This window comes from Mesorhizobium sp. M0166 (genome assembly GCF_040322255.1).
Taxonomy (GTDB): domain Bacteria; phylum Pseudomonadota; class Alphaproteobacteria; order Rhizobiales; family Rhizobiaceae; genus Mesorhizobium.
In genome coordinates, this window is record NZ_JAMYTD010000031.1 from 39,514 (window position 1) to 63,061 (window position 23,548).

Here is a 23,548-nt window from a genome sequence, read left to right on the forward strand (position 1 = left end):
GGCCTTGCGTCGCGTTGGTGCCGGTCGGCATCAGAGCTGCTTTAGGCCAGAGCCGGAAAGCCTTTGGCCGGCTTCGCTTTTTGCCGTGAAGGCGTCGGTTTCCTGTTACCCGGCAAGGAATCGCCGCGGCAGATTTGTGCTCCAAACCCTGCATCGGGCGATTCGGCTTCGGGGAACACAATGGCTACCCATGTGCGCCATCCGATCTGGCTTGCGGCCTTGCGGCCGGCGGATGCCCGCACCTTCGCCTCGCTCTATGCGGTCGAATCCTTCGCGCGCGCCACCGTATCCAGCGTCATCCCGATCCAGGCCTACGAGATCCTGCACAACGAGCAGATCGTTTCGATCCTCTACACGATCGTGGCGATGCTCGGCCTGTCGGCGACGCTGTTCATGCCGATGCTGATCGCCCGCTTTGCCCGGCGCTGGGTCTATACCGCCGGCGCTTGTCTGCTGGCCGCCGGCTCGCTGTTCTTCGTCACCCATACGCTGGCCGGCCAGGTGGTCGGCATGCTCTGCCGCGTCGTCGGCGCCGGCGCGCTGGCGATCACGCTCAACCTCTACATCATGGATCATATCCGCAAGACCGATTTCATGCAGGCCGAGTCGCTGCGCATGGCGTGGTCGATGCTTGCCTGGACTGCCGGGCCGACGCTCGGCATTTTCCTCTACACGCGTTTCGGCATCTATGCCGCGCATGGCGCGGTGGCCGTCTTCGCCATGGCCTTGTTGGCGCTGTTCTGGACTTACCGGCTTGGCGACAACCCGTCGATCCGCCCCGGCAAGACGCGGCCGGTCAATCCGCTGGCCAATATCGGCCGCTTCGTCGCGCAGCCAAGGCTGAGGCTCGCCTGGCTGATCGCCTTCGGCCGCTCCTGCTTCTGGACGACGTTCTTCGTCTATGGGCCGTTGTTCATGGTGATCACCGGCGAGGGCAAGCTCGCCGGCGGCCTCTTGGTTTCGGCCGGCAATGCGCTTTTGTTCATGGCCATCTTCTGGGGCAGGGCAGGAAAGCGTTTCGGCGGCCGGCGGACTATGACGTTCGCCTATTTCGCGATGTCGGCAACGCTGCTGGCGGCCGGCGCCGTTGGCGAGGCCGCACCGCTCGTCACCGGCGCCTTGCTGCTTTGCGGTGCCTTCTTCACCATCGCGCTCGATGCGCTGGGCTCAACCGCCTTCATGCGCTCGGTGCGCTCGTATGAGAGGGCACAGATGGCGGCGGTCTACCGCACCTATCTCGACTTTTCCGAGCTGACGCCGCCGCTGGTCTATTCGGTGGTGCTGGCGTTCTTCGGATTGGGCGCGGTTTTCGCTACGCTCGGCCTTCTGGCGGCGATCTGCGGCTTCGTCACCTGGCGCTATCTGCCCAAATCGCTTTGATGTTCGAGCGCCGCATGGCGCTCCCGCACCCAGTTGTGGAAGCGGTGCAAATCATATTCCTCCGGCATCAGCACGCCGGCTTTGTGGCGCATCGAGCGCCATCCGCAGCCGACACCCGGTGGTAAAAATTGTCAATCGCGGTGCCGGTCGGCGAGCTTGGCGAGGCGGCGCATTCGCCACACGATACGGCGGAATTTGGTTTGCCGGGCGCGGCGATTCTGCCTATAGTCGCTGATGTCGTCGGTTCCGTTTGGAACCAAGAGGGAATGCGGTGAGGGCAAGTTGTTTGCCCAATGCCGTGGCTGCCCCCGCAACTGTGTGCGGTAGTCCTCTCCATATGCCACTGAAGGTTCGCCTTCGGGAAGGTGGGGAAGGGCGCTGATCCGCGAGCCAGGAGACCTGCCGGCGACAGGAAACTGACTTCTATGCCCTCGGGTGGAGGGCGAAAGGACAAGACATGAATACCGCTTCCGTTTCGCTCGGCGCTTCCGTCTCCTCGCAGTCGCGTCTCATGCAGCTGGCGCTTGCTGCATTCCTCGGCGTTTTCGTCATGGGCTTTGTCGGCTTCTCGCATATCGATGCGGTCCACAATGCCGCGCACGACTATCGCCACTCAATGGGCTTTCCCTGCCACTGACAAGGGGCTGACATCATGACACTGTTTCGCAACGTCGTGTTCATCGCGGCGATCGCAGGGCTTGTGGCCGGCGTCGTTCTCGCCTGCATGCAGGCCTATGCCACGGTGCCGCTCATCCTCAAGGCGGAAGTCTACGAACAGGCCGGCGGCGGCCATGACCATGCCGCGGCACCTGCGGCACCGGCCGAGAACGCCGCGGGCACGACGGCTATGAGCAGCGCCGCTCCCGCACCGGCGGAAGCAATGGCTCCGGCGCAAGAGGAAAGCTGGGCGCCGGCCGACGGCTTCGAGCGCTTCGGCTTCAGCGTCGTTGCCAATATCGTCACCGGCATCGGCTTCGCGCTGGTCCTGGTTGCGGTTTCGGAGTTCGCCGGCGGCATCGGCAATTGGCGCCAGGGCCTGTTCTGGGGGCTGGCCGGCTTTGCCGTGTTCACGCTGGCGCCGGGCCTCGGCCTGCCGCCGGAATTGCCGGCGATGCCGACGGCCGACCTTGTCCAACGCCAGATCTGGTGGTGGGCAACAGTGGTGGCGACCGCGGCCGGTCTCGGCCTTATCGCCTTCCGCAGATCGCTGCCGCTGGCGGTCCTTGCCGTGGCGTTGATCGTCGCGCCGCATATCGTCGGCGCGCCGCAGCCCGACAGTTTCGAGACGGCGATCCCGGAAGGCCTGCATCATCAGTTCGTGGTGGCGGTGACGCTGACCAATCTGGTGTTCTGGCTGGTGCTCGGCGCGGTCGTCGGCGTGGTGCGCGGACGCTTCACCGGCACGGCGACCAGCCTGCGCGACAGCTTTGCCTGACCGCGCTGCCGGGGCGCTGACCCTGGTCATCGGCGGCGGGCGCTCTGGCAAGAGCGCGCATGCCGAGAGGCTAGTAACGGCCTGTCCGGCGCCGTGGAGCTATATCGCCACGGCGCAAGCCTATGACGAAGAGATGCGCCAGCGCATCGCGCTGCACCGCTCGCGGCGCGGCGCCGGCTGGACGACCATCGATGCGCCGCTCGACCTTGCCGGCGCGATCGGAGCGCTGCCTGACGGCCAGCCGGTGCTGATCGACTGCCTGACGCTGTGGCTGACCAACCATATGCTGGCCGACCATGATGTCGAGGCCGAATGCCGGAGGCTGGCCGATGTGCTGTCGCGGCCGCGTGGGCCGTGGTTCGTGGTGTCCAACGAGGTCGGCCAGGGCATCGTGCCGGACAATGCGCTGGCAAGACGGTTTCGCGACGCCGCCGGCCGGCTGAACCAGGACGTCGCGGCCGTCGCGGACAGCGTGCTTTTGATGGTGGCGGGGCTGCCGCTCAAGGTGAAATGACATGGCTGATGCTATCGATCCCAAGGACGAGGAACGCCACCGCGCCAAGATGGCCAAGCGCAAGGCGGTGCAGGACGCCGAGGTCGCGGCCAAGACGGTCGAGAAGGGGCTGCTGATCGTCAACACCGGACCGGGCAAGGGCAAGACCACGGCCGCCTTCGGTCTGGCGCTCAGAATGCTCGGCTATGGCAAGCGCGTCGGCGTCGTCCAGTTCATCAAGGGCAAATGGCACACCGGCGAGAAAGACGCGTTTGCTAGTTTTGGCGATCGCGTCGTCTGGCACGCCATGGGCGAAGGCTTTACCTGGGAGACGCAGGACCTGAAACGCGACATCGCGGCGGCCGAGGCAGCCTGGGCGAAGGCGCTGGAGCTGATGGCCGACCCGTCGATCAGCCTCGTGGTGCTCGACGAGCTGAACATCGCGCTGCGTTACGACTATCTCGACCTCGAAAAGGTGGTCGCGGCACTGAAGGCGCGTCGCGAAGGCCTGCATGTCGTCGTCACCGGCCGCAACGCCAAGCCGGCATTGGTCGAGGCGGCCGATCTGGTCACCGAGATGGGCGTGACCAAGCACCACTTCTCCGCCGGCGTGAAGGCGCAGCAGGGGATCGAGTTCTGAGGGGTTTGGCGATCGGTAGGCGCCCTCCAGAATGCCGATGCGGTGCCGTCGACGAAGCTGCCAATCTCCCCCTTGCGGGGGAGATGCCCGGCAGGGCAGAGGGGGGTGCTGTCCCGCCGACTTGCCAGGCAATCAAGCTATTCGGAATAGGGCTAAATCGAAAAATTGGCGATCCGGCCCACCCCCCTCTGTCCTGCCGGACATCTCCCCCGCAAGGGGGGAGATCGGATGTCGCTTCGTCTTTCGCCAACTTCGAACGTTAAGCGTCTGCAATGGGGCAGCGCCGACCTGAAGCGATTATTTTGCGGCGTAGCCCTATTTTGTTCTTGCTTTGTGCCGGCAGCTATGCTACTAATTTCGGTATGGTGCCAATTGGCTCCAACGACCCGCCGCATGGCGGGTTTTCTGTTTGCGCTCGATCTCGAGCGCAGGTCACGCCAGTATGACAACCACTGCGACCACCCCGAACAGCCCGATCAGCAGTAAGTCGGCGACGCGGTAGAGTTTCAACGCCCGTCGGATGTCGGTGCTCTCGACGTCGTCGCGCCGGCCGCCTTCGCCCATCAATGCGTCTTCGACCATGACTCCGTCATAGGAACGGGGGCCGGCGAGCGCCAGGCCGAGCGCGCCGGCCATCGCTGCTTCCGGCCAGCCGGCATTGGGCGAGCGGTGCTTTTTCGCATCGCGCCGCACGGCGTGCCAGGCGGCTTTGGCGTCGGCGCCCTTGACCAGGAAAGCCGCTAGCACGATCAGCAGCGCCGTCAGCCGCGACGCCGGCAGGTTGATCCAGTCGTCGAAGCGCGCCGCCGCCCAGCCGAAGGCCTCGTGGCGCGGGGTGCGATGACCGATCATCGAATCGGCGGTGTTGGCGGCCTTGTAGGCGACGCCGCCGGCGAGCCCGCCGACACCGAGCCAGAAGGCCGGCGCGACGATGCCGTCGGAGAAATTCTCGGCCAGGCTTTCGATCGCGGCGCGGCAGACAGCGGCCCTGTCGAGCTTTTCCGGGTCGCGGCCGACGATCCGCGAGACGGCGATGCGGCCCATGTCCAGTCCGCCGCTGTCGAGTGCGTCGGCGACCGCTTCGACATGCTCGGCCAAGCTCTTCTGCGACAGTAGCGACGTCGCCAGGATTGCGGTGACCAACAAGCCGAGGGGAATGCTCCAAAGCACGATCTCGAGCCAGAGGGCGACGGCGGCCGGCACCAGCACGATCACCAGCAACGCGACGACGCCCCAGCGGCGACGGTCGGCGTCGGAATCAGTGGCGCGGTTGAGCCTGCGGTCGAGAAAGGATATCAGCCTGCCGAACCAGGTGACGGGATGGCCAATGGCATCGAAGAGCCGGGCCGGGTAGCCGAGTACAAGTTCGATGGCCAGCGACAGGAAAGCGATCAGGATCGACATGAAGTCTCTTGATGGAGTGACGGCAGTAGTGGACCACGGCGGAAGCCTTGGCCGGGCGAGGGCGCTTTTCCCTCACGCGCCGCTGCCTTTCGTCGACCTCTCGACCGGGATCAATCCGCACTCCTACCCGCTTTTCGATTTGCCCGCCACCGCCCTGTCGCGATTGCCGGAAGCCGCGCGTACCCATGAATTGGCTGCGGTCGCGGCAAGCGCCTATGGCGCGCCGTCGGCAGTGAATGTCGCAGCTGCGCCCGGCACGCAGGTCCTGTTGCCGCGCGTCGCTTCGCTGGTCAGCCCGGGCAAGGCGCTGGTGCTCGGGCCGACTTATGCCGAGCATCGGCGGGCAGCGGCCATCGCCGGCCATGCGGCGGCTGAAGTCGATGATTTCGAAGCCTTGGCGGCGGCCGACCTTGCCGTCGTCGTCAATCCCAACAACCCGGACGGGCGCGTCGTCGAGCGCGAAAGATTGCTTCGACTTGCCGGGACATTACGCGCCAGAGGCGGGCTGCTGGTCGTCGACGAGGCATTCATGGATGTCGGCCCGCGCAGCGAAAGCCTGGCCGGCGAGGTCGACCGGGGCGGCATCGTCGTGCTGCGCTCGTTCGGCAAGTTCTTCGGCCTGGCCGGCCTGCGGCTTGGCTTTGCACTGGCCGACGCGCTGACGGTCGAGCGGCTGGAGGCGCAATTCGGGCCATGGGCGGTTGCCGGGCCGGCGCTCGAATATGGCATAAGGGCGCTTGCCGACAACGGCTGGCAGGCCGGGATGCGGCTCCGTCTGGTCGAGGACGCCGCACGGCTCGATACGTTGTTCGGCCGCTTCGGCGTGCCTGTCGCCGGTGGCACCACGCTGTTCCGCTATCTCAGGCTGGCGAACGCCGCCGGCCTGTTTTCGGCGCTTGGCCAGCGCGGCATCCTGCTTCGGCATTTCGCCGGCCGGCCGGATGTGCTGCGCGCCGGCCTGCCGGGAGCCGACGAAGAATGGCGGCGGCTCGAATCAGCGCTTGCCGGCTGGGCCTCGCGGCGCGACGATGATGCCAAGGGAGAAACGACCCAATGATCCACGTCTGTTCGCTGTCCAAAGTCGAGGAAACGGTAACGAAGACCGGGGCCGAGCGGCTGCTTTCGCTGCTCGCTGCCGGCACCGAGGTGGTGCGCCCGGCCTCGATCACCAGGGAAAACCATCTGCATCTGGTCATGCACGACATTGCGGTGGCGCAGGAGGGCATGACGATGCCGGGCGAGGAGCATGTCTTGAACCTGCTCGATTTCGCGCGCCAATGGGATCGCTCGCGGCCGCTGGTCGTGCATTGTTACGCCGGCATCAGCCGCTCGACCGCTTCGGCCTATATCATCGCGGCAGCGCTGGCGCCGAAGCGCGACGAAGCCGAATTGGCTGAGACTCTGCGCGCGCTGTCGCCCACCGCGACGCCCAATCCGCGGCTGATCGCAATTGCCGACGCACTGCTCGAGCGCAACGGCCGCATGAGCCGCGCCATTGAGGCGATCGGGCGCGGTGCCGAAGCGTTTGAGGGCACGCCGTTTGCGTTGAAGATCGAGGGGTAACTACGCCAGCCAGTCCGCCAGCTTTGCCTTGCGCACGTCCCTCAGCAGGCTGATGAAACCGTCGGCCTGATGTTCGGCGGTGAGTCGGCCTTTTTCGGCGGTGGCAATGCTGGCGTCGCCGACCACACCATTCGGGTTGAGGTCGCTGGCGATCCAGGCGAAGGCGTGCGTTCCGGTGTGGCGCAGCAGCGAAAATTCCTTTTCGGCGCGGGCGACCTTGGACACGAAATTGTCGGCCTTCCCCATATCGACGAGGTCGGGCTGGAAATGCAGCATCAGCGAGGTCTCGACGTCGCCGCCATGGATGCCGTGGCGGTCTTCGAGGTCGGTGTACATGCCGGCCGGCCGGCCAAAACGCTGCCAGCTGGTCTTTACCGCCAGCATCTTTGCCCGCACGCGCAATTCGCGGGTGACGATGCCCATGATCTCTTCATTGCCGCCATGCGAGTTGACGACAATCAGTTTTCGGACGCCGGCGCGCGCGACCGACAGGCCGAGTTCGGTCCACGCCTCCACCAGGGTCGTCGCCGGCAAAGTGAGGGTGCCGGGTGCATGTAAATGCTCGTTCGACTTGCCCACCGCCTGGACCGGCAGGATGCGGATGTCGAGATCGCCGGGCAGGCGGGCGATCACCGTGTCGAGCATGCCGTTCATGATCGAAGTGTCGGTCGAGACCGGCAGATGCGGGCCGTGTTGCTCAATCGCCGCCACCGGGAGGATGGCGATCGTCGCCTCCGGATCGACGGTCGCGTATTCGGTTGTCCGGTAGTCGCCCCACCATACGCGTTTTTTTGTTCCGGCCATTTTGAACCTCGAGGAGACTGAATGCGCGCTTGATGAGGGGCAGCGCCAACCTTGTCGTGTAACTGGAGATCATCTGCCTGTCGATTCCGATCCTGTCGATCATCCCGCCGCGATGACCTCGATCTCGACCTTGAATTCCGGCCGGGCAAAACCGGACACGATCATCAGCGTCGAGGCGGGCGCAGGGCTGGCGAACAGCCGGTCGCGAACCTCCATATAGGGACGCAGGAAGGCGCGGTCGGTGACGTAGGCGTTGATGCGGACAATGTCGGACAGGCCGAGCCCGGCCTCGCCGAGGATCGCCGCTATGTTCTGGAAGCAGAGCTCGGCCTGTGCGCCGGCCTCTTCCGGGATCTGGTCGTCCGCTGTGATCGCGACCTGGCCCGAACACAGAACCAGCCGCTTTCCGGGGGGCAGCTCGACGCCATGGCTGTAGCGGGCGAAGGGCGGCTTGATCGACTTCGGCGTGAGAAATTTGAACATGGCAATCTCCGTTGACGGCAGCCTAAAGCGGGATCGATGCGGGCATCAAGATGGCGGTGCATGTCACGAGGGCGATTGTGGACAGGCGATCAAAAAATAGGCACGATGCCTTTCGTACAGCATGACCCGTCCGGCCTTCGCGCCTCCATTGCACAGGCGGGCACTGCACAAGCGGGCGGTCCCGACGCAACGCGCCGGTGGCATGTGTCTTGCTTCTTGAAACAATGGTGTCGAGCCCGGCGCGTGATGCGCCGGGGCGAACAAAGGGTGGTGTGGATGTACGGAAGACTCAAGATTTCGGCGGGCGTGATCGTGCTGCTTGGCGCAGGCACGCTTGCCGCGGCAGCGAACGAAAAAGTCACCTTCGGCACCAACTGGCTGGCCGAGCCGGAACATGGCGGTTACTACCAGGCCGTGGTGGATGGCACCTATGCCGCCTGCGGCATCGACGTGACGATCATGCAGGGCGGCCCACAGGTCAGCGGCCGGCCGCTGCTGCTCGCAGGTAAGATCGATTTCTACATGGGCGGCAATCTGCTGTCGGCCTTCGATGCCGTGCAGCAAGGCATACCGATGCGCGTCGTGGCTGCGGACTTCCAGAAGGACCCGCAGGTCATCATGTCCCATCCCGGGCAAGGGCTGGATAAATGGGAAGACCTGAAGAACGCCGACCAGTACATCCTCGGCGACGAAGGTGCGCAGACCTTCTTCCAGTGGATGGTCACCGACCTCGGCTTCGATGCCGCCAAGCGCGTCCCCTACACCTTCAACCCGGCGCCGTTCATCGCCAACAAGAAGTCGATCCAGCAGGGTTACGTCACCTCGGAGCCATTCGCCGTCCAGAAGCAGGGCGGTTTCACGCCGAACCAGTTCCTGCTGGCCGACTATGGCTGGGACACATATGCAACGACGGTCGAGACCATGCAGGAGACGATCGACAAGCGTCCCGAGGTGGTCCAGTGCTTCGTCGATGGCTCGGCCAAGGGCTGGTACAATTATCTCTACGGTGACAACAAGGCCGCCAACGAGATGATCAAAAAGGAAAATCCGGACATGACGGATGAGCAGATCGCCTTCTCGATCGAGCAGCTGAAGAAGTTCGGTGTGGTCGATTCCGGCGACAGCGAAAAGCTCGGCATCGGCGCCATGAGCGACGCGCGCATCCAGAGTTTTTACGACAAGATGGTGAAGGCCAAGGTCGCGCCGGCGGGCATCGACATCAAGAAGGCCTACACGCTGGCCTTCGTCAACAAGAGCGTCGGGCTCGACCTGAAGAAGTAGGCCGTGAAGCTGGAGAAAGTGGCGCAACAGCCAGGGAGCGTATCGGGGCCGACCCTGTTGGCGCTGCGTGGCGTCGGCAAGGTGTTTTCCAACGGCGTCACCGCGCTCAGCAATGTCGAGCTGACGATCCGGGAAGGCGATTTCCTCAGCCTGCTCGGGCCGTCGGGCTGCGGCAAATCGACGGCGCTGCGGCTGATCGCCGGCCTGTCGACGCCGACTTCTGGCGTGCTCGACTGGCGCGGCAGCGGCGCCCTCGATCGTTCGACTATCGGCGACCGTTCGAATATCGGCTTCGTCTTCCAGGAGCCGACGCTGCTGCCCTGGGCCGATGTCTTCGACAATGTCTGGCTGCCGCTGCGGCTAAAGGGCGTGTCGCGGGCCAAGGCGGCGCCGGCGGTGAGGGAGATGCTGGCGCGGGTTCACCTGACCGGCTTCGAGAATGCGGTGCCGCGCGAACTGTCGGGCGGCATGAAGATGCGCGTCTCGATCGCCCGCGCCATGGTAACCAAGCCGCGCATTCTGTTGATGGACGAGCCGTTTGCGGCACTCGATGAGATCACCCGCTTCAAGCTCAACAACGATCTGCTGGAGCTATGGCAGGATGAGCGCTTTACCGTCGTTTTCGTCACCCACAGCGTCTTCGAAAGCGTATTCCTCTCCAACCGCGTCGTCGTCATGGCGGCGCGGCCGGGCCGGGTGTTTGCCGAGCTTGCCGTCGATGCGCCCTATCCGCGCGACGAGGCGTTTCGCACCTCGCGCGACTATGCCGCGCTCTGCCGCCAGGCGTCCGACGTGCTGATCGGCGCCATCAACTCAACTGCCGGACCGCATCATGACGGCCATTGAAGAACCAGTCCTGGCACTCGACCCGGAGGAGGCGCGCCGCGTCCGCCAGGAGCGCTTCGAGCGCATCGGCAGATGGCTGCTGCCGCTGGCCATCATGATCCTGGCGATCTGGCTGTGGGACCGCATCTGTGTCTGGAACGACATCCCGAAATACATCCTGCCGCGTCCCGGCGTGGTGCTGCAGACGCTGCACGACGATGCCGGGCTGCTGTTCTCCTCACTGCTGGTGACGCTCAGGATCACCTTCTTGAGCCTGCTTCTCGCCGTAGTCGGCGGTGTCGGGCTGGCGGTGCTGTTCGCGCAGTCGAAATGGGTGGAGATGTCGTTCTTTCCGTTTGCCATCGTGCTGCAGGTGACGCCGATCGTCGCGATTTTTCCGCTGATCAACATCTATGTCGACAACCAGACGACAAAGCTTTTGCTTTGCGCCTGGATCGTCGCCTTCTTCCCGATCCTCTCCAACACCACGCTCGGCCTCAATTCCGTCGACCGCAATCTGCGCGACATGTTCAAGCTCAATGGCGCGACCCGCTGGCAGCAATTGCGCTACCTGCGGCTGCCGGCGGCGATGCCCTATTTCCTCGGCGGGCTGAAGATCGCCGGCGGCCTGTCGCTGATCGGCGCGGTGGTGGCCGAGTTCGTCGCCGGCGCTACCGGCCAGTCGTCCGGCCTCGCCTCGCGCATCATCGAGGCCGGCTACCGGCTCAATGCACCAAGGTTGTTCGCGGCGCTGATCCTGATCTCGCTCACCGGCATCCTGATCTTCCTGGTGCTGTCGCTGATATCGCATCTCATTTTGCGGCGCTGGCACGAGAGCGCGCTGAGGCAGGAGCGGTGATGGAGTTGTTCTCGCAGGCAGGCGCTGCCCCTCACCCTTACCCTCTCCCCGTGGAGAACGGGGAGAGGGGGGCGCCAGCGTTGCGGCCAATCCCTTCTCCCCGTCACTATACGAGGAGAAGGTGGCGGCAGGCGGATGAGGGGCAGCGATGACCTCAACGATGATCCCTCAATCCGGTCAATTCGTACTCACCAACGTCCGGCTTCACGCGTCACTGACACCAGGGCTCGCCGCTCCGTTCGAGGCCGACGGATTTGCGCTTGCCGATATCGCCGTCGCAGACGGCAGAATCTCCAATATTGTCGGACATAGCCGATCCAAGGCACCGGCAGACGCCACCGACCTCGGCGGCCGCATCGTGCTGCCGTGCTTCGTCGACTGCCACACCCATATCGACAAGGGCCATATCTGGCCTCGAAAGCCCAACCCGGACGGCACCTTCATGAGCGCGCTGAACGCAACGGGCGCCGACCGCGCGGCGCGCTGGAGCGCCGACGACGTTGCGCGTCGCATGGATTTTTCGCTGCGCTCGGCCTATGCGCATGGCACCAAGGCGCTGCGCACGCATCTCGACAGCGTTGCGCCGCAGGAAGAGATCTCCTGGCCGGTGTTCGAGACGATGCGGGAGAAATGGCGCGGCCGCATCGAGCTGCAGGCGGCCTGTCTGCTCGGCATCGAGGGCGTGCGCGACAGGAAATGGTTCGAGAGGCTGGCCAAACGGGTGGCCGCTGCCAAGGGCGTGCTCGGCGTCGTCACCTACATAGTGCCGGATCTCGAAGAACTGCTCGACCAGGTGTTTGAGCAGGCGATCAAGCATGGCCTCGACCTCGATTTCCATGCCGACGAGACCGACGATGTCTCGGCGATCTCGCTGAAGAAGATTGCCGAAGCCGCCCTCTGGAACGGTTTTGACGGGAACATCCTTGTCGGTCATTGCTGTTCGCTGGCGCGCCAGCCCGACCTCGACGTGCTCGACACGCTGGACAAGGTCGCCAAAGCCGGCCTGGCGGTGGTGTCGCTGCCGATGTGCAATCTCTATCTGCAGGACCGGCGCGGCGACAAGACAACGCCGCGCTGGCGCGGGGTGACGCTGCTGCACGAGATGAAGGCGCGCGGCATTGCCGTCGCCGTCGCCTCCGACAATACGCGCGACCCGTTCTACGCCTATGGCGATCTCGACATGCTGGAGGTCTACCGCATGGCGACGCGCATCCTGCATCTAGACCATCCCGTCGCCGACTGGCCGCAAGCTGTCACCGCGACGCCGGCCAAGGTGATGCGGCTCGACGGTTTCGGCACGCTTGCCGCCGGAGCGCCGGCCGATTTCGTCGTCTTCAAGGGGCGAAGCTGGACGGAATTGCTGTCGCGGCCCGAATCGGATCGCATTGTCGTGCGCGACGGGCATGCGATCGAGCGCCAGCTGCCCGATTATGCCGAACTCGATGATCTGATGGTGGAATGATGGATATTGCGGCGCTCAAGCGCGACCTGGACGGCCTCAAGGTCGACGACCATCCGGCGATCGTCCAGCAGAAGAGCCGCGACTTCTACTGGTATAGCCCGGTGCTGAAGCAGCAGCTCGAGCATGTCACCGGCGACCTGATCGTGACGCCGAAAACCGAAGACGAGGTCGTCCGCGTTCTCGCCGCCTGCCACCGGCATGGCGTGCCGGTAACGCCGCGCGGCAGCGGCACCGGCAATTACGGGCAGGCGATGCCGCTATCCGGCGGCGTCGTGCTCAATCTCGCCGAGATGAACGCGGTCAAGGCGATCGCGCCGGGCCGTGTCGTCACCGGCCCCGGCGCCGTGCTCGCCGACATCGACAGAGCGACGCGGGCGCATTCCGGCCAGGAGCTCCGTATGTCGCCGTCCACCTACAACACCGCATCGATCGGCGGCTTCGTCGCCGGCGGCTCCGGTGGTATCGGCTCGATCCGCTGGGGCGGACTGCGCGACCTCGGTAATGTCATCCGGCTGAGGACCGTGACGATGGAGGCACAGCCGCGAGTGATGGAACTCACCGGCGAGGATGTGCTGAAGGTCATGCACGCCTACGGCACCAACGGCATCATTACCGAAGTCGAGATGCCGCTGACCGCCAGCTATGACTGGATCGACGTCATCGTCGGCTTCGACGATTTCATGGATGCGGCCGGCTTCGGCAACGATCTCGCCATCCAGGACGGCATACTGGCGAAGCTGATCACGCCGATCGCAGCACCTATCCCCTACGATTACTTCAAGCGCCACCAGCGGTTTTTCCGGCGCGGCCAAAGCATCGTCGTCCTGATGATCGCGCCGCATGCGATGGATGCCTTCCTTGCCTTCACGGCGCGCAGCAAGGGCGAGATCGTCTTTCGTGCCGACGAGGAGGCCGATCTCAAAGGGCTGCCGCCGGCCTATGAGCTGACCTGGAACCACACCACGCTGCGTGCCATCCGGGTCGATCCGACGATCACCTACCTGCAGACCCGCTATCCGTCGCCGGACCACCTCGGTCACGTCAAGGCGATGGTCGAACGCTTCGGCGACGAGGTGCCGGCGCATCTCGAATTCATCCGCTTCGACGGCGCCATCGGCATCGCCGGGCTGCCGCTGGTCCGCTTCACCACGGCGGAGCGGCTCGACGAGATCATCCGCATCCACGAGGACAATGGCTGCTGGATCTTCAACCCGCATCGCTACACGCTGGAAGAAGGCGGCATGAAGCGGACGGATGAAGTGCAACTGGCTTTCAAACGCGAGACCGACCCGCAAGGGCTGCTCAATCCGGGCAAGATGATCGCCTGGGAAAACCCGGACTATGATTATCGCTCGGGCAAGTCGTTCCTGTTCAAGGGGCTGGAGAAGACGGGTTGAGACGATGACGGGCGTATGGCGCTATGCCCCCCTCTGGCCTGCCCTCTTTGCCACCACTTGGCATCTCCCCCTCAAGGGGGGAGATTGGCAGTTCCATCGTCTCGACCATCTTCCAACATCGTCAACCGGCGAAAGCGATACTGACGGCCAATCTCCCCCCTTGAGGGGGAGATGCCCGGCAGGGCAGAGGGGGGTGCCTCGCGCCGGTCTGCGAGGACTTGGGTGAACATCCTCGTCCTCTATGCTCATCCGGTCGAGACCAGCTTCAATGCCGGTCTGCACCGGACCATCGTCGAGCGCCTGAAGGCCGCCGGCCATGTCGTCGACGACTGCGATCTCTATGCCGAAGGTTTCGATCCCAGGCTGACGGGGGCCGAACGGCTCTCCTATCACGACGCGCGCAGTGACGGCGATCCGGCATCGGCTTATGTCGAGCGCCTGCTGCGGGCCGAGGCGCTGGTGCTGTCGTTTCCGGTGTGGAACTTCGGCTATCCGGCCATTCTGAAAGGCTTTTTCGATCGCGTCTTCCTGCCCGGCGTGTCGTTCAAATTGGTCGACGGCAAGGTGCAGCCGTCGCTGCACAACATCCGCAAGGTGGTCGCGGTCACGACCTATGGCGGCAGCCGGTTCCGCGCCATGCTGATGGGTGACCCGCCGCGCAAGCTGGTCAAGCGGGTGCTGCGTGCGACCATCAAGCCCGGCGGGTCGGTTTCCTACCTCGCGCATTATTCGATGAACCTGTCGAGCAACGGGAAACGGGCGAGGTTCGTGGCGAAGGTCGCGGCCAGGATGGACGCGTTCTGAGGTGCGTTACATCCTGACCCGTTCCGACTTCGGATCGTACATCGGCTTGAGCGACGCCTCGGCGGCAAAGCGCTCGCCGGCGATCTCGATCTCGTAGGACGACGACAGCACATCCGCCTCGCTCTCGCCCTTGCAAGGCACGTAACCAAGCCCGATCGCGCCGCCGAGATGATGACCGTAATTGCCCGAGGTGATCGGGCCGACGATCTTGCCGTTGCGCAGGATCGCCTCGTTATGGAAGAGCAGGGGTTGCGTGTCTTTCAGACGGAACTGCACCAGCCGCCGGTTCAATCCGCTTTCCTTTTTCCTCAGCACGGCATCGCGGCCAAGAAAATCGCCCTTGGCAGTCTTCACCGCAAAGCCGAGGCCGGCCTCCAGCACATTGTCCTCGTCGGTGATGTCGTGGCCGAAATGCCGGAACGCCTTCTCGATGCGGCAGGAATCCAGCGTGTGCAGGCCGCATAGTTTTAGCCCGACATCGGTGCCTGCCTCCGCGATTGCCTCGAAAACATGGGCAGCCTGGTCGGTCGAGACATAAAGCTCCCAGCCGAGCTCGCCGACATAAGTGACGCGGTGGGCGCGGGCCAGGCCCATGCCGATCTCGATCTCCTGAAACGTGCCGAACGGATTGTTGTCATTGGAGAAATCATTCGGGCTGACCTTTTGGATCAGCTTCCTCGAATCCGGGCCCATCAGGCAAAGCACGGCTTCGGCAGCGGTCACATCGGTGACGACGACGAACTCGTCGGCAAGGTGTTTTCTCAGCCAGGCCAGATCGCGCTGCAGCGTGGCGCCGGGCACGACGAGAAAGAAGGCGGTTTCGGACAGCCGCGAGACAGTGAGGTCGCTCTCGATGCCGCCGCGCTGGTTGAGCATCTGGGTGTAGACGATCTTGCCCGGCGCCACGTCCATGTCGTTGGCGCAGAGCCTTTGCAGGAAGGCGCAGGCGTCGCGGCCTTCGATGCGGATCTTCCCGAAGGAGGTCATGTCGAACAGGCCGACGCCGTTCCTGACCGCCAGATGCTCTTCGCGCTGGTTGTCGAACCAGTTCTGCCGTTTCCAGGAATAGCGGTATTCGCGCTCCTGGCCGGGCCTAGCGAACCAGTTGGCGCGCTCCCAGCCGGCGACCTCGCCGAACACCGCGCCACGGGCCTTCAGGTGTTCGTGCAACGGCGAACGGCGCACGTTTCGTGAGGTTGCCATCTGCCGGTAGGGAAAATGGTCGGCATAGAGCAGGCCGAGCGTTTCGGAGACGCGCTCCTTGAGGTAGCGGCGGTTCTTCTGGAACGGCTGGGCGCGGCGGATGTCGACCTCCCAGAGATCGAAGGGCGCTTCGCCGTCATTGATCCATTGCGCCAGCGCCATGCCGGCGCCGCCGGAGGAGACGATGCCGATCGAATTGTAACCGGTCGCCATCCAGTAGCCGGAAAGCTCCGGCGCCTCGCCGAGATAATAGCGGTCGTCGGGGGTAAAACTCTCGGGGCCGTTGAAGAAGGTGTGGATGCCGGCGGTGGCCAGCATCGGCATGCGGTTGACGCCCATTTCGAGGATCGGCTCGAAATGGTCCATATCCTGCGGCAACTGGTCGAAGCAGAAATCCTCGCTTATGCCGTTCATGCCCCACGGCTTGGCCACCGGCTCGAAAGCGCCGAGCATCATCTTGCCGGCATCTTCCTTGTAGTAGGCGCACTCGTCCGGCACGCGCAGCACCGGCAGCCGGGAAAGCCCGGGGATCGGCTCGGTGACGAGATAGAAATGCTCGCAGGCGTGCAACGGGATGGTGACGCCGTTCTGGGCGCCAAGTTCGCGTGCCCACATGCCGGCACAGTTGACGACGATATCGGCCTCGATCAGGCCTTGCTCGTTGCCTTGCGCCCAGGAAACGCCGGTGACGCGGCCGGCCCTGGTATGCACCTTGGTGACCTTGACGTTTTCGACGATCGTCGCACCGCGCTGGCGCGCGCCCTTGGCCAAGGCCATGGCGATGTTGGCCGGGTCGCACTGGCCGTCGAGCGGCAGGTGCACGGCGCCGACCACGTCTGACACATTGAGATGCGGGTACATCTGCTTGACTTCGTTGGGCGAAATCTCGCGTACGTCGACATCGAAGGCGCGGGCGAGAGATGCCTGCCGATAGATCTCGTGCTTGCGCTCCTCCGTCAGCGCCACGGTGATCGAGCCGACCTGGCGCATGCCGGTGCCGACATCGGTCTCGGCCTCCAGCTTGACGTAGAGGTCGGCCGAGTATTTCGCCAGCCGCGTCATGTTCTGCGAGCCGCGCAACTGGCCGATCAGGCCGGCGGCGTGCCATGTCGTGCCCGACGTCAGCTGCTTGCGCTCGAGCAGCACGACATCGGTCCAGCCAAGCTTGGCCAGATGATAGGCGACCGAGCAACCGGAGACGCCGCCGCCGATGATGACCGCCCTTGCTTTGGTGGGGATGGCTTTCGGGGGTAGGGCGTTCATGCGGCCTCGCGACCATAGCTGGAGGCGAAGCGGCGCAGGCGCGTGGCAGCCTCCATCAGCACCGGCTCAGGCTGGCAGAGGCTGAAGCGGATGTGGCCGGCTGCAGCCTCGCCGAAGCTCGAGCCGGGCATGACGCCGACCTTTGCCTGGTCGAGGAAAGCCCAGGCGAATTTTTCGTCGTCCGGCTCGATCGCCGATATGTCGAGCATCACATACATGCCGCCTTCGGAGCCGCGCACGGTGATGTTGTTCATACCGCGCATGGCATCGAGGACGACGGTGCGCCTCGCGGCGTAGCGCTCGGCGATCTCCTTGACGCCGTAGCCATTTTCGAGCGCCTCGGCGCAGGCCAGGCTGATGAAGGCCGGCAGGCCGTAGGTCATCACCAGATTGAGGTCGGTCAACAGCGAGACCATTGGTTCCGGCCCGGTCAGCCAGCCCATGCGCCAGCCGGTCATGCCATGGCTCTTCGACATCGAATTGATGACCAGCGTGCGTTCGGCCATGCCGGGCAGCGAGCGTGGTGAGACGTGCTCGCCACCGCCAAGCGTCCAGTAGACTTCGTCCGACAGCAGCCAGAGGTCATGCTCGCGGCAGATCTGCGCTAGCTCTTCCAGGCGCTCGCGCGAATAGACGGCACCGGTCGGGTTGTTGGGCGTGTTGATCAGGATGGCGCGGGTGTTCGGCCGAAGTGCGGCGCGAATGTCGGCGGCGCGCGGCTGAAAGCCATCCTCGGCGGGGGTCTCGACGACGCTGAACTCGGCGCCCGCCGCACTGAAGGTATTGGGATAGGTGGCGTAATAGGGCGCGACGACGATGGCATGGTCGCCCTGGTCGAGAACCGCTTGAATCGCCGCGTAGAGAGCGGCCTGCCCGCCCGGCGTGGCGATGACCTGGTCGGGATTTGTCGCAACACCGGTGCACAGCGTCGAAGCCGCCGCCATCGCCTTGCGCAGGCGCGGAACGCCGGCAAGCGGGGTGTAGTGGTGATTGCTGGCGCGAACCGCCGTCACGCAGGCTTCGATCGTCTCGCTCGGCGTGTCGAAATCGTGGTCGCCGACCGACAGCATGATGATGTCCTCGCCGGCCTGCTTGCGCGCCCAGGCAGCGGAATGAACCTCCCAGCCGTCTTTGCCCGAAGGCACGATGCCGGAAATGCGCGATGATGGCCTGGGCATTATGCTACTCCCGAAATTTCATAACCGGCTTGTTCGAGCCGGCGGCGCAGCGCGGCGATGTGGGCCGGCCCGACTTCGCAGCAGCCGCCGACGATGCCGGCGCCGGCCTCGACCCAACCGACCGCCTGGCCGGCATAGGCATCCAGATCGAGGTCGTGGCGGGCGTGCAGCACTTCCACGGTGCCGCCATGCTTGAGCGCCTCGACCGAGGTGAAGCCGTTGGCATAGGCGCCGACCGGACCGCCGAGAGCGATCAGTTCGGGGAGCGCTGCAGCGATCGCTTCGGGCCGGCAGCAATTGATCAGCCGGGCCGCGACCGGCAGGCCGGCAAGAGCGTCCGACGCCGCCGCAATGGCTTCGCCGCTGCGCAGGCGCGGCGTGCCGTGGTCGGAAAGCGTCCACGACACCCATACGGGCTTGCCGCTTTCCGACGCCGCGGTGACAGCCGCGCGCGCCTCTTCGGCCGACGCCATGGTTTCGCACAGAAACAAATCGACGCCGTCCGCCTGCTCGGCAACGATACGGCGATAGATGTCGAGCGTATCCTGGAAGGATATCGTCAGCGCCGGCGCATAGCTGCCGAACAGCGGCGACAGGCAGCCGGCGATCGCCGCGTCGCCGGCCTGGTCGCGCGCTTGCCTTGCCAGTTCGATGCCGCGCTTCTGCAGCGGCTTGAACAGCTCTTCCGCGCCTTCGCGCGCCAGCCGCTCCGGCGTGGCTGAATAGGTGTTGATGGTGATGACGCGGGCGCCGGCGCGGATGAATTCCGCATGCAGGTCGCGCACCAGATCCGGTTCGTCGATCAGCACCCTGGCCGACCACAGCGGCGTCGGCTCGGAGCTGCTGCGGCGGACCAGCTCCTGGCCCATGCCGCCATCGGTGAGGACGACTGTCTTCATGCTCTGAGCCTCTCGTTCTTTGGATCCCATAACGGCTCATCCTTCTGCACGACCGCCTTGAAACGTTCGCCGAAGATCTCGACCTCGACCGCGGTTCCCGGCTCGGTGAGGTCGGCGCGCAGCATGCCGAGCGCGATCGACTTGTCGATGCGATGACCCCAGCCGCCGGACGTTGTCTCGCCGACGATGCGGCCGTCATGCCAAAGCGTCGACATGTAGGGGGCGTCGCAGTCCCCGGGATTTTCGATGATCAGCGTGACGAAGCGCTTCTTGATGCCCTGCTGCTTTTCGTTCTGCAGCGCCGCCTTGCCGCGGAAGTCGGGCTTGTCCCATCTGATGAAGCGCTCCAGCCCGCCCTGCAGGATCGAATAATCGCTCGACAGGTCGCCCTTCCACGTACGGTAGCCTTTTTCGAGCCGGAGCGAATCCAGCGCGTACATGCCGAACGGTTTTAGGCCATGCCTCTGCCCGGCCGGCCAGACCGCGTCGAAGATGGCTGCCGTATCGTCGGCCTTGCTGTGGATTTCCCAGCCGAGCTCGCCCGCGAAGGACACGCGCACCAGCCTTGCCCAGCGTCCGGCGATACTGGTCTCCTGATGCGTCAGCCAGGGCAGCGTGAGGTCGGCTGCGCAGACTTCGGCGAGGATGTTTCGCGAGTTAGGTCCGGCGAGGATCTGGGTGGAATATTCCTCCGTCCGGTCGATCAGCTTGAACGGCGCATCCTTCGGCATGCGCGACTTCAGCCATTCGAAATCATGCCACTGAGCCACAGCGGCGGTGATCAGCGTCATCAGGTTCTCGTCGTGGCGGACCACCGACATTTCGGTGACGATGCGGCCCTTGTAGTCGGCAAAATAGACGAGGCCGATGCGGCCGGGATTCGGCACCAGGCCGGTAACCTGGAGGCTCAGCCATTCGGCGGCACCCGGACCGTCTAGATTGAAGCGGGAGAACCCCGGCAGGTCCAAAATGCCGGCGGCATCGCGGACGGCGAGGCATTCCTCGCGCACACGATGCTGCCAGGGGCCGTCACGGCGGAAGGTCAGCGTGGATTGTTCGGAGGTGTCGTCGCCTGGCTTCGCATACCAGGTGGCGCGCTCCCAGCCATTATAAGCGTCGAACCGGGCGCCGAGTGCCTTGATGCGGCCGTGGAGCGGCGACAGCTTGCGGTCGCGCCCGGCCGGCCAGGAATGGCGCGGGAATTGGATGGCATATTCGTTGCCGTAGATCTCCATGCCCTTGGCGACGCAATAATCCGGGGCCGAGGCAAAGGCGGTGAAACGGCGCGGATCGCACGACCACATGTCCCATTCGGTCTGGCCCTCGGTCACCCATTCGGCCAGCACCTTGCCGGCGCCGCCGCCCTGGGCGATGCCGAAGGTGAAGACGCAGGCCTCGAAGGCGTTGGGCACGCCGGGCATCGGGCCGATCAGCGGGTTGCCGTCCGGCGCATAGGGAATCGGCCCGTTGATGACCTTGGACAGGCCGGCGGTGCCGAGGATCGGCACGCGGGCGACGGCATCGGCCAGGTAATGTTCCAGCCGGTCGAGGTCGTCGGGAAACAGCTGGAAGGAAAAGTCGTCCGGCATGGGGTCGTTGTGGCCGACCCAGTGGGCGCGGCAATTGCGCTCATAGGGGCCGAGATTCATGCCGTTCTTTTCCTGGCGCAGATAATAGGACGTATCGACGTCGCGCAGCAGCGGCAGTTTCTTGCCCTGTTCCTTCGACCACGCCGCCAGTTCGGGGATTTCCTCGAACAGGATGTATTGATGGCTCATCACCATCATCGGCACCTCGCGGCCGAACATCCTGCCGACTTCGGCGGCACGGTAGCCAGCCGCGTTGACGACGATCTCGCAGCGGATCTCGCCTTGCGTCGTCCCGACCACCCACTCGTCGTTGTCGCGGCGCACGCCGGTGACCGGACAGAAGCGGATGATTTTCGCGCCCATGTCGCGGGCACCTTTAGCCAGCGCCTGGGTCAATTGCGCCGGGTCAATATCGCCGTCATTCGGATCGTAGAGCGCGCCTTTCAGCTCATGCGTCTCGATGAAGGGGTAACGGCGCTTGATCTCGTCGAGCCCGACCACGTCGATGTCCATGCCCTGGTAGCGGCCCATGCCCTTGGCGCGCTGGAATTCCTGCATGCGCTCGGTCGTATGGGCGAGCCTGAGCGAGCCGGTGACGTGGTAGTTCATGGGATAGCCGACCTCGTCGGCCAGCCGGCAATAGAGCTCGGTCGAATAACGCTGCATGTTCATCAGCGACCATGACGAGGAGAAGGTCGGCACGTTGCCGGCGGCATGCCAGGTCGAGCCGGAAGTCAGCTCGTTCTTCTCCAGAAGCACGCAGTCGGTCCAGCCCGCCTTGGCGAGATGGTAGAGCGAGGAGGCGCCGACGGCACCGCCTCCGATGATCACCACGCGTGCCGTGGTCGGCAAACCGGCCATGTTCTTCTCCAGATCAATAGACGGGCGGCGAAACCACCCAGATGACCACAGCCGGCTCGGCTCCAGGATTGCGCCAGCGGAACGGCTTGCCGTCGAAGCGGAAGGAGTCGCCTTCTCCAAGCCGGTGCCAGACGCCGGCAATTTCGATGTCGAAGCTGCCGGACGCGACGTAACCGGCTTCCTCGGTCGGCCGGCGCGCCTCGGTCTTCAGCTCGGCACCGGGGGCGAAGACCGAACGCAGCATCTCGAAGCTACCGCCGAGATCGGGCGACAGAAGCTCCTCGACCAAGCCGGATTCGCTTGTGCCAAGCGTGCGCCGGTTGCCGGAGCGCACGACCACGCCGCGTTCGGTCTCGACAGGCACGTCATGGCTGAAGAACAGGCTGACCGGCACGCCGAACAATTCGGCGAAGGCCCTGAGATCGCCGAGCGACGGGATCGACAGGCCGCGCTCGACCTGGCTGACCCAGCCGACAGAACGGCCGAGCTTCAGCCCGATTTCGGCAAGCGTCAGGCCGCGCGCCTTGCGCAACGCGCGAATGTCGCTGGGAATGTCGCTGGCCAGCAGTCGTTCGCCGTTATCTTGTTCCGGTCTTGCGGCGATCGAGGGCAAAGCCACTCCCTTTGATGAATCGCTTGGTGAAAAATGAAGAATCTCGATGAAAAATTCTAGGCAAATTTCATGTGACTGCAGGTCTGTGAAAAAATCAAGATGATTTTCATGAACCCACAAGATTTACTTGCGCCATTTTGACGGTTCAGGCAAAGGCTCGGCGCACGAGCGGCGAGTGGGGCGTCCGGTCGAGGCGGATAGGGCGTCGAGCGTTCATAGAAACTCGCAAGGATGCTCCATCACTTCTAGTCGGCGCATGATCCTTTCCGGATAGCCGGGTTCCAGGATTATGCGCAAAGGGACAGCCCATGCTGGAAAACAACTCCCGGATTGCGGCGGCGATCGTCGATGACGCGATCACCTCGCGCCGGTCCGTACGCGCCTTCTTGCCCGACATGATCGACGACGACACCATCCGCGATATTCTCGCCGTTGCCGCGCGCGCGCCCTCAGGCACCAACATGCAGCCCTGGAAGGTCTATGTGACCAAGGGCGAGGTCAAGCAGCGCATCACCGATGCTATCCTCAGCTCCGGCATTCGCGCCGAAAAGGCGGAGTGGGACGAGTACCGCTACTATCCCGACCAGTTCTTCGAACCCTATCTGACGCGACGGCGGGCCAACGGCTTCGGCCTCTACGGCGTGCTCGGCATCGGCCGACGCGAGGTCGACAGGATGCGCGCGCAGCATGACCGCAACTTCGTCTTCTTCGATGCGCCGGTCGGCATGATCTTCACCGTCGACCGTCGGCTGAACAAAGGGTCGTGGATCGACTACGGCATGTTCCTGCAGAACATCATGGTCGCGGCGCGGGGCAGGGGCCTGCACACCTGCCCGCAGGCCGCCTTCGCGCCCTATCACCGGCAGATCAGGCCGGTGCTCAACATCCCCGACGAGGAGATCGTCGTCTGCGGCATGGCGCTCGGCCATGAGGATACGTCCAAGCCCGAAAATGCCTTCCGCACCGACCGCGCGCCGCTGGAAGAGTGGGTGACGTTCGCCGAGTAAAGTGACGACGCGCCGTCTAGCTAGTTTCCGTCCACAAACGTCAAACTGTTGATTTTATTGCCTAAATCGTGACTTTGCGCGGGCAAGGCCCGGCGGTTTCAGGTA

At 64.4% G+C, this 23,548-nt stretch carries 22 protein-coding genes and 1 riboswitch; of the genes, 14 read left to right on the forward strand and 8 right to left on the reverse strand.

Going from position 1 to position 23,548, the window contains the following annotated elements; all coding sequences use genetic code 11:
- The first annotated feature begins 180 nt into the window (after positions 1 to 180).
- From NKJ46_RS25885 to cobO, 5 genes are all read left to right on the forward strand, one after another.
- Complete coding sequence (locus NKJ46_RS25885; RefSeq protein WP_352668615.1) at positions 181 to 1,380, forward strand: MFS transporter; 1,200 nt, start codon at positions 181 to 183, stop codon at positions 1,378 to 1,380.
- A 224-nt stretch (positions 1,381 to 1,604) separates the two neighbouring features.
- A riboswitch (cobalamin riboswitch) is annotated at positions 1,605 to 1,801 on the forward strand.
- A 36-nt stretch (positions 1,802 to 1,837) separates the two neighbouring features.
- On the forward strand, positions 1,838 to 2,017 hold the full coding sequence (locus NKJ46_RS25890) for a CbtB domain-containing protein (protein WP_352668617.1): 180 nt from the start codon (positions 1,838 to 1,840) through the stop codon (positions 2,015 to 2,017).
- Between the two features lie 15 nt (positions 2,018 to 2,032).
- Positions 2,033 to 2,815 carry a CbtA family protein gene (locus NKJ46_RS25895; RefSeq protein WP_352668619.1) on the forward strand — a complete coding sequence of 261 codons (783 nt, stop codon included), beginning with the start codon at positions 2,033 to 2,035 and terminating at the stop codon, positions 2,813 to 2,815.
- Entirely contained in the window at positions 2,808 to 3,329 is a 522-nt protein-coding gene (gene cobU / locus NKJ46_RS25900; protein WP_352668621.1) for a bifunctional adenosylcobinamide kinase/adenosylcobinamide-phosphate guanylyltransferase, read from the forward strand. The genes NKJ46_RS25895 and cobU overlap by 8 nt, the downstream gene beginning before the upstream one ends.
- A 1-nt stretch (position 3,330) precedes the next feature.
- The gene (gene cobO, locus NKJ46_RS25905) at positions 3,331 to 3,948 is read left to right on the forward strand and encodes a cob(I)yrinic acid a,c-diamide adenosyltransferase (RefSeq protein WP_352668623.1); all 618 of its coding nucleotides are present in this window, start codon (positions 3,331 to 3,333) and stop codon (positions 3,946 to 3,948) included.
- 432 nt (positions 3,949 to 4,380) lie between these two features.
- On the opposite strand, the gene cbiB is transcribed toward cobO, so the two are convergent.
- Positions 4,381 to 5,352, reverse strand: a complete 972-nt coding sequence (gene cbiB, locus NKJ46_RS25910; protein ID WP_352668625.1) for an adenosylcobinamide-phosphate synthase CbiB — start codon at positions 5,350 to 5,352, stop codon at positions 4,381 to 4,383.
- Between cbiB and cobD the strand changes: the two genes are divergently transcribed.
- Both cobD and NKJ46_RS25920 read left to right on the forward strand, forming a co-directional pair.
- Positions 5,351 to 6,409 (forward strand): threonine-phosphate decarboxylase CobD, encoded by a 1,059-nt coding sequence (cobD, locus tag NKJ46_RS25915; RefSeq protein WP_352668628.1) that lies wholly within the window; start codon positions 5,351 to 5,353, stop codon positions 6,407 to 6,409. The genes cbiB and cobD overlap by 2 nt on opposite strands.
- Positions 6,406 to 6,915 carry a tyrosine phosphatase family protein gene (locus NKJ46_RS25920; RefSeq protein WP_352668629.1) on the forward strand — a complete coding sequence of 170 codons (510 nt, stop codon included), beginning with the start codon at positions 6,406 to 6,408 and terminating at the stop codon, positions 6,913 to 6,915. Before cobD ends, NKJ46_RS25920 begins: the two co-directional genes overlap by 4 nt.
- On the opposite strand, the gene NKJ46_RS25925 is transcribed toward NKJ46_RS25920, so the two are convergent.
- Entirely contained in the window at positions 6,916 to 7,719 is an 804-nt protein-coding gene (locus NKJ46_RS25925; RefSeq protein WP_352668631.1) for a creatininase family protein, read from the reverse strand.
- Positions 7,720 to 7,818: 99 nt separating this feature from the next.
- Positions 7,819 to 8,202 (reverse strand): RidA family protein, encoded by a 384-nt coding sequence (locus NKJ46_RS25930; RefSeq protein ID WP_352640494.1) that lies wholly within the window; start codon positions 8,200 to 8,202, stop codon positions 7,819 to 7,821.
- 276 nt (positions 8,203 to 8,478) lie between these two features.
- Here NKJ46_RS25930 and NKJ46_RS25935 point away from each other — a divergent pair, with 276 nt between their 5' ends.
- The 6 genes from NKJ46_RS25935 to NKJ46_RS25960 all read left to right on the forward strand — a co-directional run bounded on the left by NKJ46_RS25935 (position 8,479) and on the right by NKJ46_RS25960 (position 14,830).
- Positions 8,479 to 9,483, forward strand: a complete 1,005-nt coding sequence (locus tag NKJ46_RS25935; protein ID WP_352668632.1) for an ABC transporter substrate-binding protein — start codon at positions 8,479 to 8,481, stop codon at positions 9,481 to 9,483.
- A gap of 3 nt (positions 9,484 to 9,486) precedes the next feature.
- Entirely contained in the window at positions 9,487 to 10,329 is an 843-nt protein-coding gene (locus tag NKJ46_RS25940; protein WP_352668636.1) for an ABC transporter ATP-binding protein, read from the forward strand.
- Positions 10,316 to 11,167, forward strand: coding sequence for an ABC transporter permease (locus tag NKJ46_RS25945; RefSeq protein WP_352490743.1), 852 nt, complete (start codon positions 10,316 to 10,318; stop codon positions 11,165 to 11,167). Before NKJ46_RS25940 ends, NKJ46_RS25945 begins: the two co-directional genes overlap by 14 nt.
- Positions 11,168 to 11,327: 160 nt before the next feature.
- Positions 11,328 to 12,629, forward strand: a complete 1,302-nt coding sequence (locus tag NKJ46_RS25950; protein ID WP_352668647.1) for a cytosine deaminase — start codon at positions 11,328 to 11,330, stop codon at positions 12,627 to 12,629.
- Positions 12,629 to 14,026, forward strand: a complete 1,398-nt coding sequence (locus NKJ46_RS25955) for an FAD-binding oxidoreductase (RefSeq protein WP_352668648.1) — start codon at positions 12,629 to 12,631, stop codon at positions 14,024 to 14,026. The genes NKJ46_RS25950 and NKJ46_RS25955 overlap by 1 nt, the downstream gene beginning before the upstream one ends.
- A 222-nt stretch (positions 14,027 to 14,248) precedes the next feature.
- The gene (locus NKJ46_RS25960) at positions 14,249 to 14,830 is read left to right on the forward strand and encodes an NAD(P)H-dependent oxidoreductase (protein ID WP_352668638.1); all 582 of its coding nucleotides are present in this window, start codon (positions 14,249 to 14,251) and stop codon (positions 14,828 to 14,830) included.
- A gap of 6 nt (positions 14,831 to 14,836) precedes the next feature.
- Here the strand turns inward: NKJ46_RS25960 and NKJ46_RS25965 are convergent, their stop codons facing one another.
- Genes NKJ46_RS25965 through NKJ46_RS25985 form a run of 5 tightly spaced genes read right to left on the reverse strand, consistent with a single transcriptional unit; the run spans position 14,837 to position 22,436 of the window.
- Positions 14,837 to 17,296 carry a GcvT family protein gene (locus NKJ46_RS25965; protein ID WP_352668639.1) on the reverse strand — a complete coding sequence of 820 codons (2,460 nt, stop codon included), beginning with the start codon at positions 17,294 to 17,296 and terminating at the stop codon, positions 14,837 to 14,839.
- Positions 17,293 to 18,474, reverse strand: coding sequence for a pyridoxal phosphate-dependent aminotransferase (locus tag NKJ46_RS25970; RefSeq protein WP_352668642.1), 1,182 nt, complete (start codon positions 18,472 to 18,474; stop codon positions 17,293 to 17,295). Before NKJ46_RS25970 ends, NKJ46_RS25965 begins: the two co-directional genes overlap by 4 nt.
- Positions 18,474 to 19,373 (reverse strand): homocysteine S-methyltransferase family protein, encoded by a 900-nt coding sequence (locus tag NKJ46_RS25975; protein ID WP_352668643.1) that lies wholly within the window; start codon positions 19,371 to 19,373, stop codon positions 18,474 to 18,476. Before NKJ46_RS25975 ends, NKJ46_RS25970 begins: the two co-directional genes overlap by 1 nt.
- Entirely contained in the window at positions 19,370 to 21,823 is a 2,454-nt protein-coding gene (locus tag NKJ46_RS25980; protein ID WP_352668645.1) for a GcvT family protein, read from the reverse strand. Before NKJ46_RS25980 ends, NKJ46_RS25975 begins: the two co-directional genes overlap by 4 nt.
- Positions 21,824 to 21,836: 13 nt before the next feature.
- On the reverse strand, positions 21,837 to 22,436 hold the full coding sequence (locus NKJ46_RS25985; RefSeq protein WP_502903458.1) for a helix-turn-helix domain-containing protein: 600 nt from the start codon (positions 22,434 to 22,436) through the stop codon (positions 21,837 to 21,839).
- Positions 22,437 to 22,744: 308 nt separating this feature from the next.
- Here NKJ46_RS25985 and NKJ46_RS25990 point away from each other — a divergent pair, with 308 nt between their 5' ends.
- Positions 22,745 to 23,443 carry a nitroreductase gene (locus NKJ46_RS25990; RefSeq protein ID WP_352668646.1) on the forward strand — a complete coding sequence of 233 codons (699 nt, stop codon included), beginning with the start codon at positions 22,745 to 22,747 and terminating at the stop codon, positions 23,441 to 23,443.
- The last annotated feature ends 105 nt before the right edge of the window (positions 23,444 to 23,548 follow it).

Bases quoted from the DNA above. Each gene is read 5' to 3' on its own strand.
- NKJ46_RS25885 (WP_352668615.1), top strand. From the start codon at position 181: ATGGCTACCCATGTGCGCCATCCGATCTGGCTTGCGGCCTTGCGGCCG.
- NKJ46_RS25890 (WP_352668617.1), top strand. From the start codon at position 1,838: ATGAATACCGCTTCCGTTTCGCTCGGCGCTTCCGTCTCCTCGCAGTCG.
- NKJ46_RS25895 (WP_352668619.1), top strand. From the start codon at position 2,033: ATGACACTGTTTCGCAACGTCGTGTTCATCGCGGCGATCGCAGGGCTT.
- cobO (WP_352668623.1), top strand. From the start codon at position 3,331: ATGGCTGATGCTATCGATCCCAAGGACGAGGAACGCCACCGCGCCAAG.
- cobD (WP_352668628.1), top strand. From the start codon at position 5,351: ATGAAGTCTCTTGATGGAGTGACGGCAGTAGTGGACCACGGCGGAAGC.
- cbiB (WP_352668625.1), bottom strand. From the start codon at position 5,352: ATGTCGATCCTGATCGCTTTCCTGTCGCTGGCCATCGAACTTGTACTC.
- NKJ46_RS25920 (WP_352668629.1), top strand. From the start codon at position 6,406: ATGATCCACGTCTGTTCGCTGTCCAAAGTCGAGGAAACGGTAACGAAG.
- NKJ46_RS25925 (WP_352668631.1), bottom strand. From the start codon at position 7,719: ATGGCCGGAACAAAAAAACGCGTATGGTGGGGCGACTACCGGACAACC.
- NKJ46_RS25930 (WP_352640494.1), bottom strand. From the start codon at position 8,202: ATGTTCAAATTTCTCACGCCGAAGTCGATCAAGCCGCCCTTCGCCCGC.
- NKJ46_RS25935 (WP_352668632.1), top strand. From the start codon at position 8,479: ATGTACGGAAGACTCAAGATTTCGGCGGGCGTGATCGTGCTGCTTGGC.
- NKJ46_RS25945 (WP_352490743.1), top strand. From the start codon at position 10,316: ATGACGGCCATTGAAGAACCAGTCCTGGCACTCGACCCGGAGGAGGCG.
- NKJ46_RS25950 (WP_352668647.1), top strand. From the start codon at position 11,328: ATGATCCCTCAATCCGGTCAATTCGTACTCACCAACGTCCGGCTTCAC.
- NKJ46_RS25955 (WP_352668648.1), top strand. From the start codon at position 12,629: ATGGATATTGCGGCGCTCAAGCGCGACCTGGACGGCCTCAAGGTCGAC.
- NKJ46_RS25965 (WP_352668639.1), bottom strand. From the start codon at position 17,296: ATGAACGCCCTACCCCCGAAAGCCATCCCCACCAAAGCAAGGGCGGTC.
- NKJ46_RS25970 (WP_352668642.1), bottom strand. From the start codon at position 18,474: ATGCCCAGGCCATCATCGCGCATTTCCGGCATCGTGCCTTCGGGCAAA.
- NKJ46_RS25975 (WP_352668643.1), bottom strand. From the start codon at position 19,373: ATGAAGACAGTCGTCCTCACCGATGGCGGCATGGGCCAGGAGCTGGTC.
- NKJ46_RS25980 (WP_352668645.1), bottom strand. From the start codon at position 21,823: ATGGCCGGTTTGCCGACCACGGCACGCGTGGTGATCATCGGAGGCGGT.
- NKJ46_RS25990 (WP_352668646.1), top strand. From the start codon at position 22,745: ATGCTGGAAAACAACTCCCGGATTGCGGCGGCGATCGTCGATGACGCG.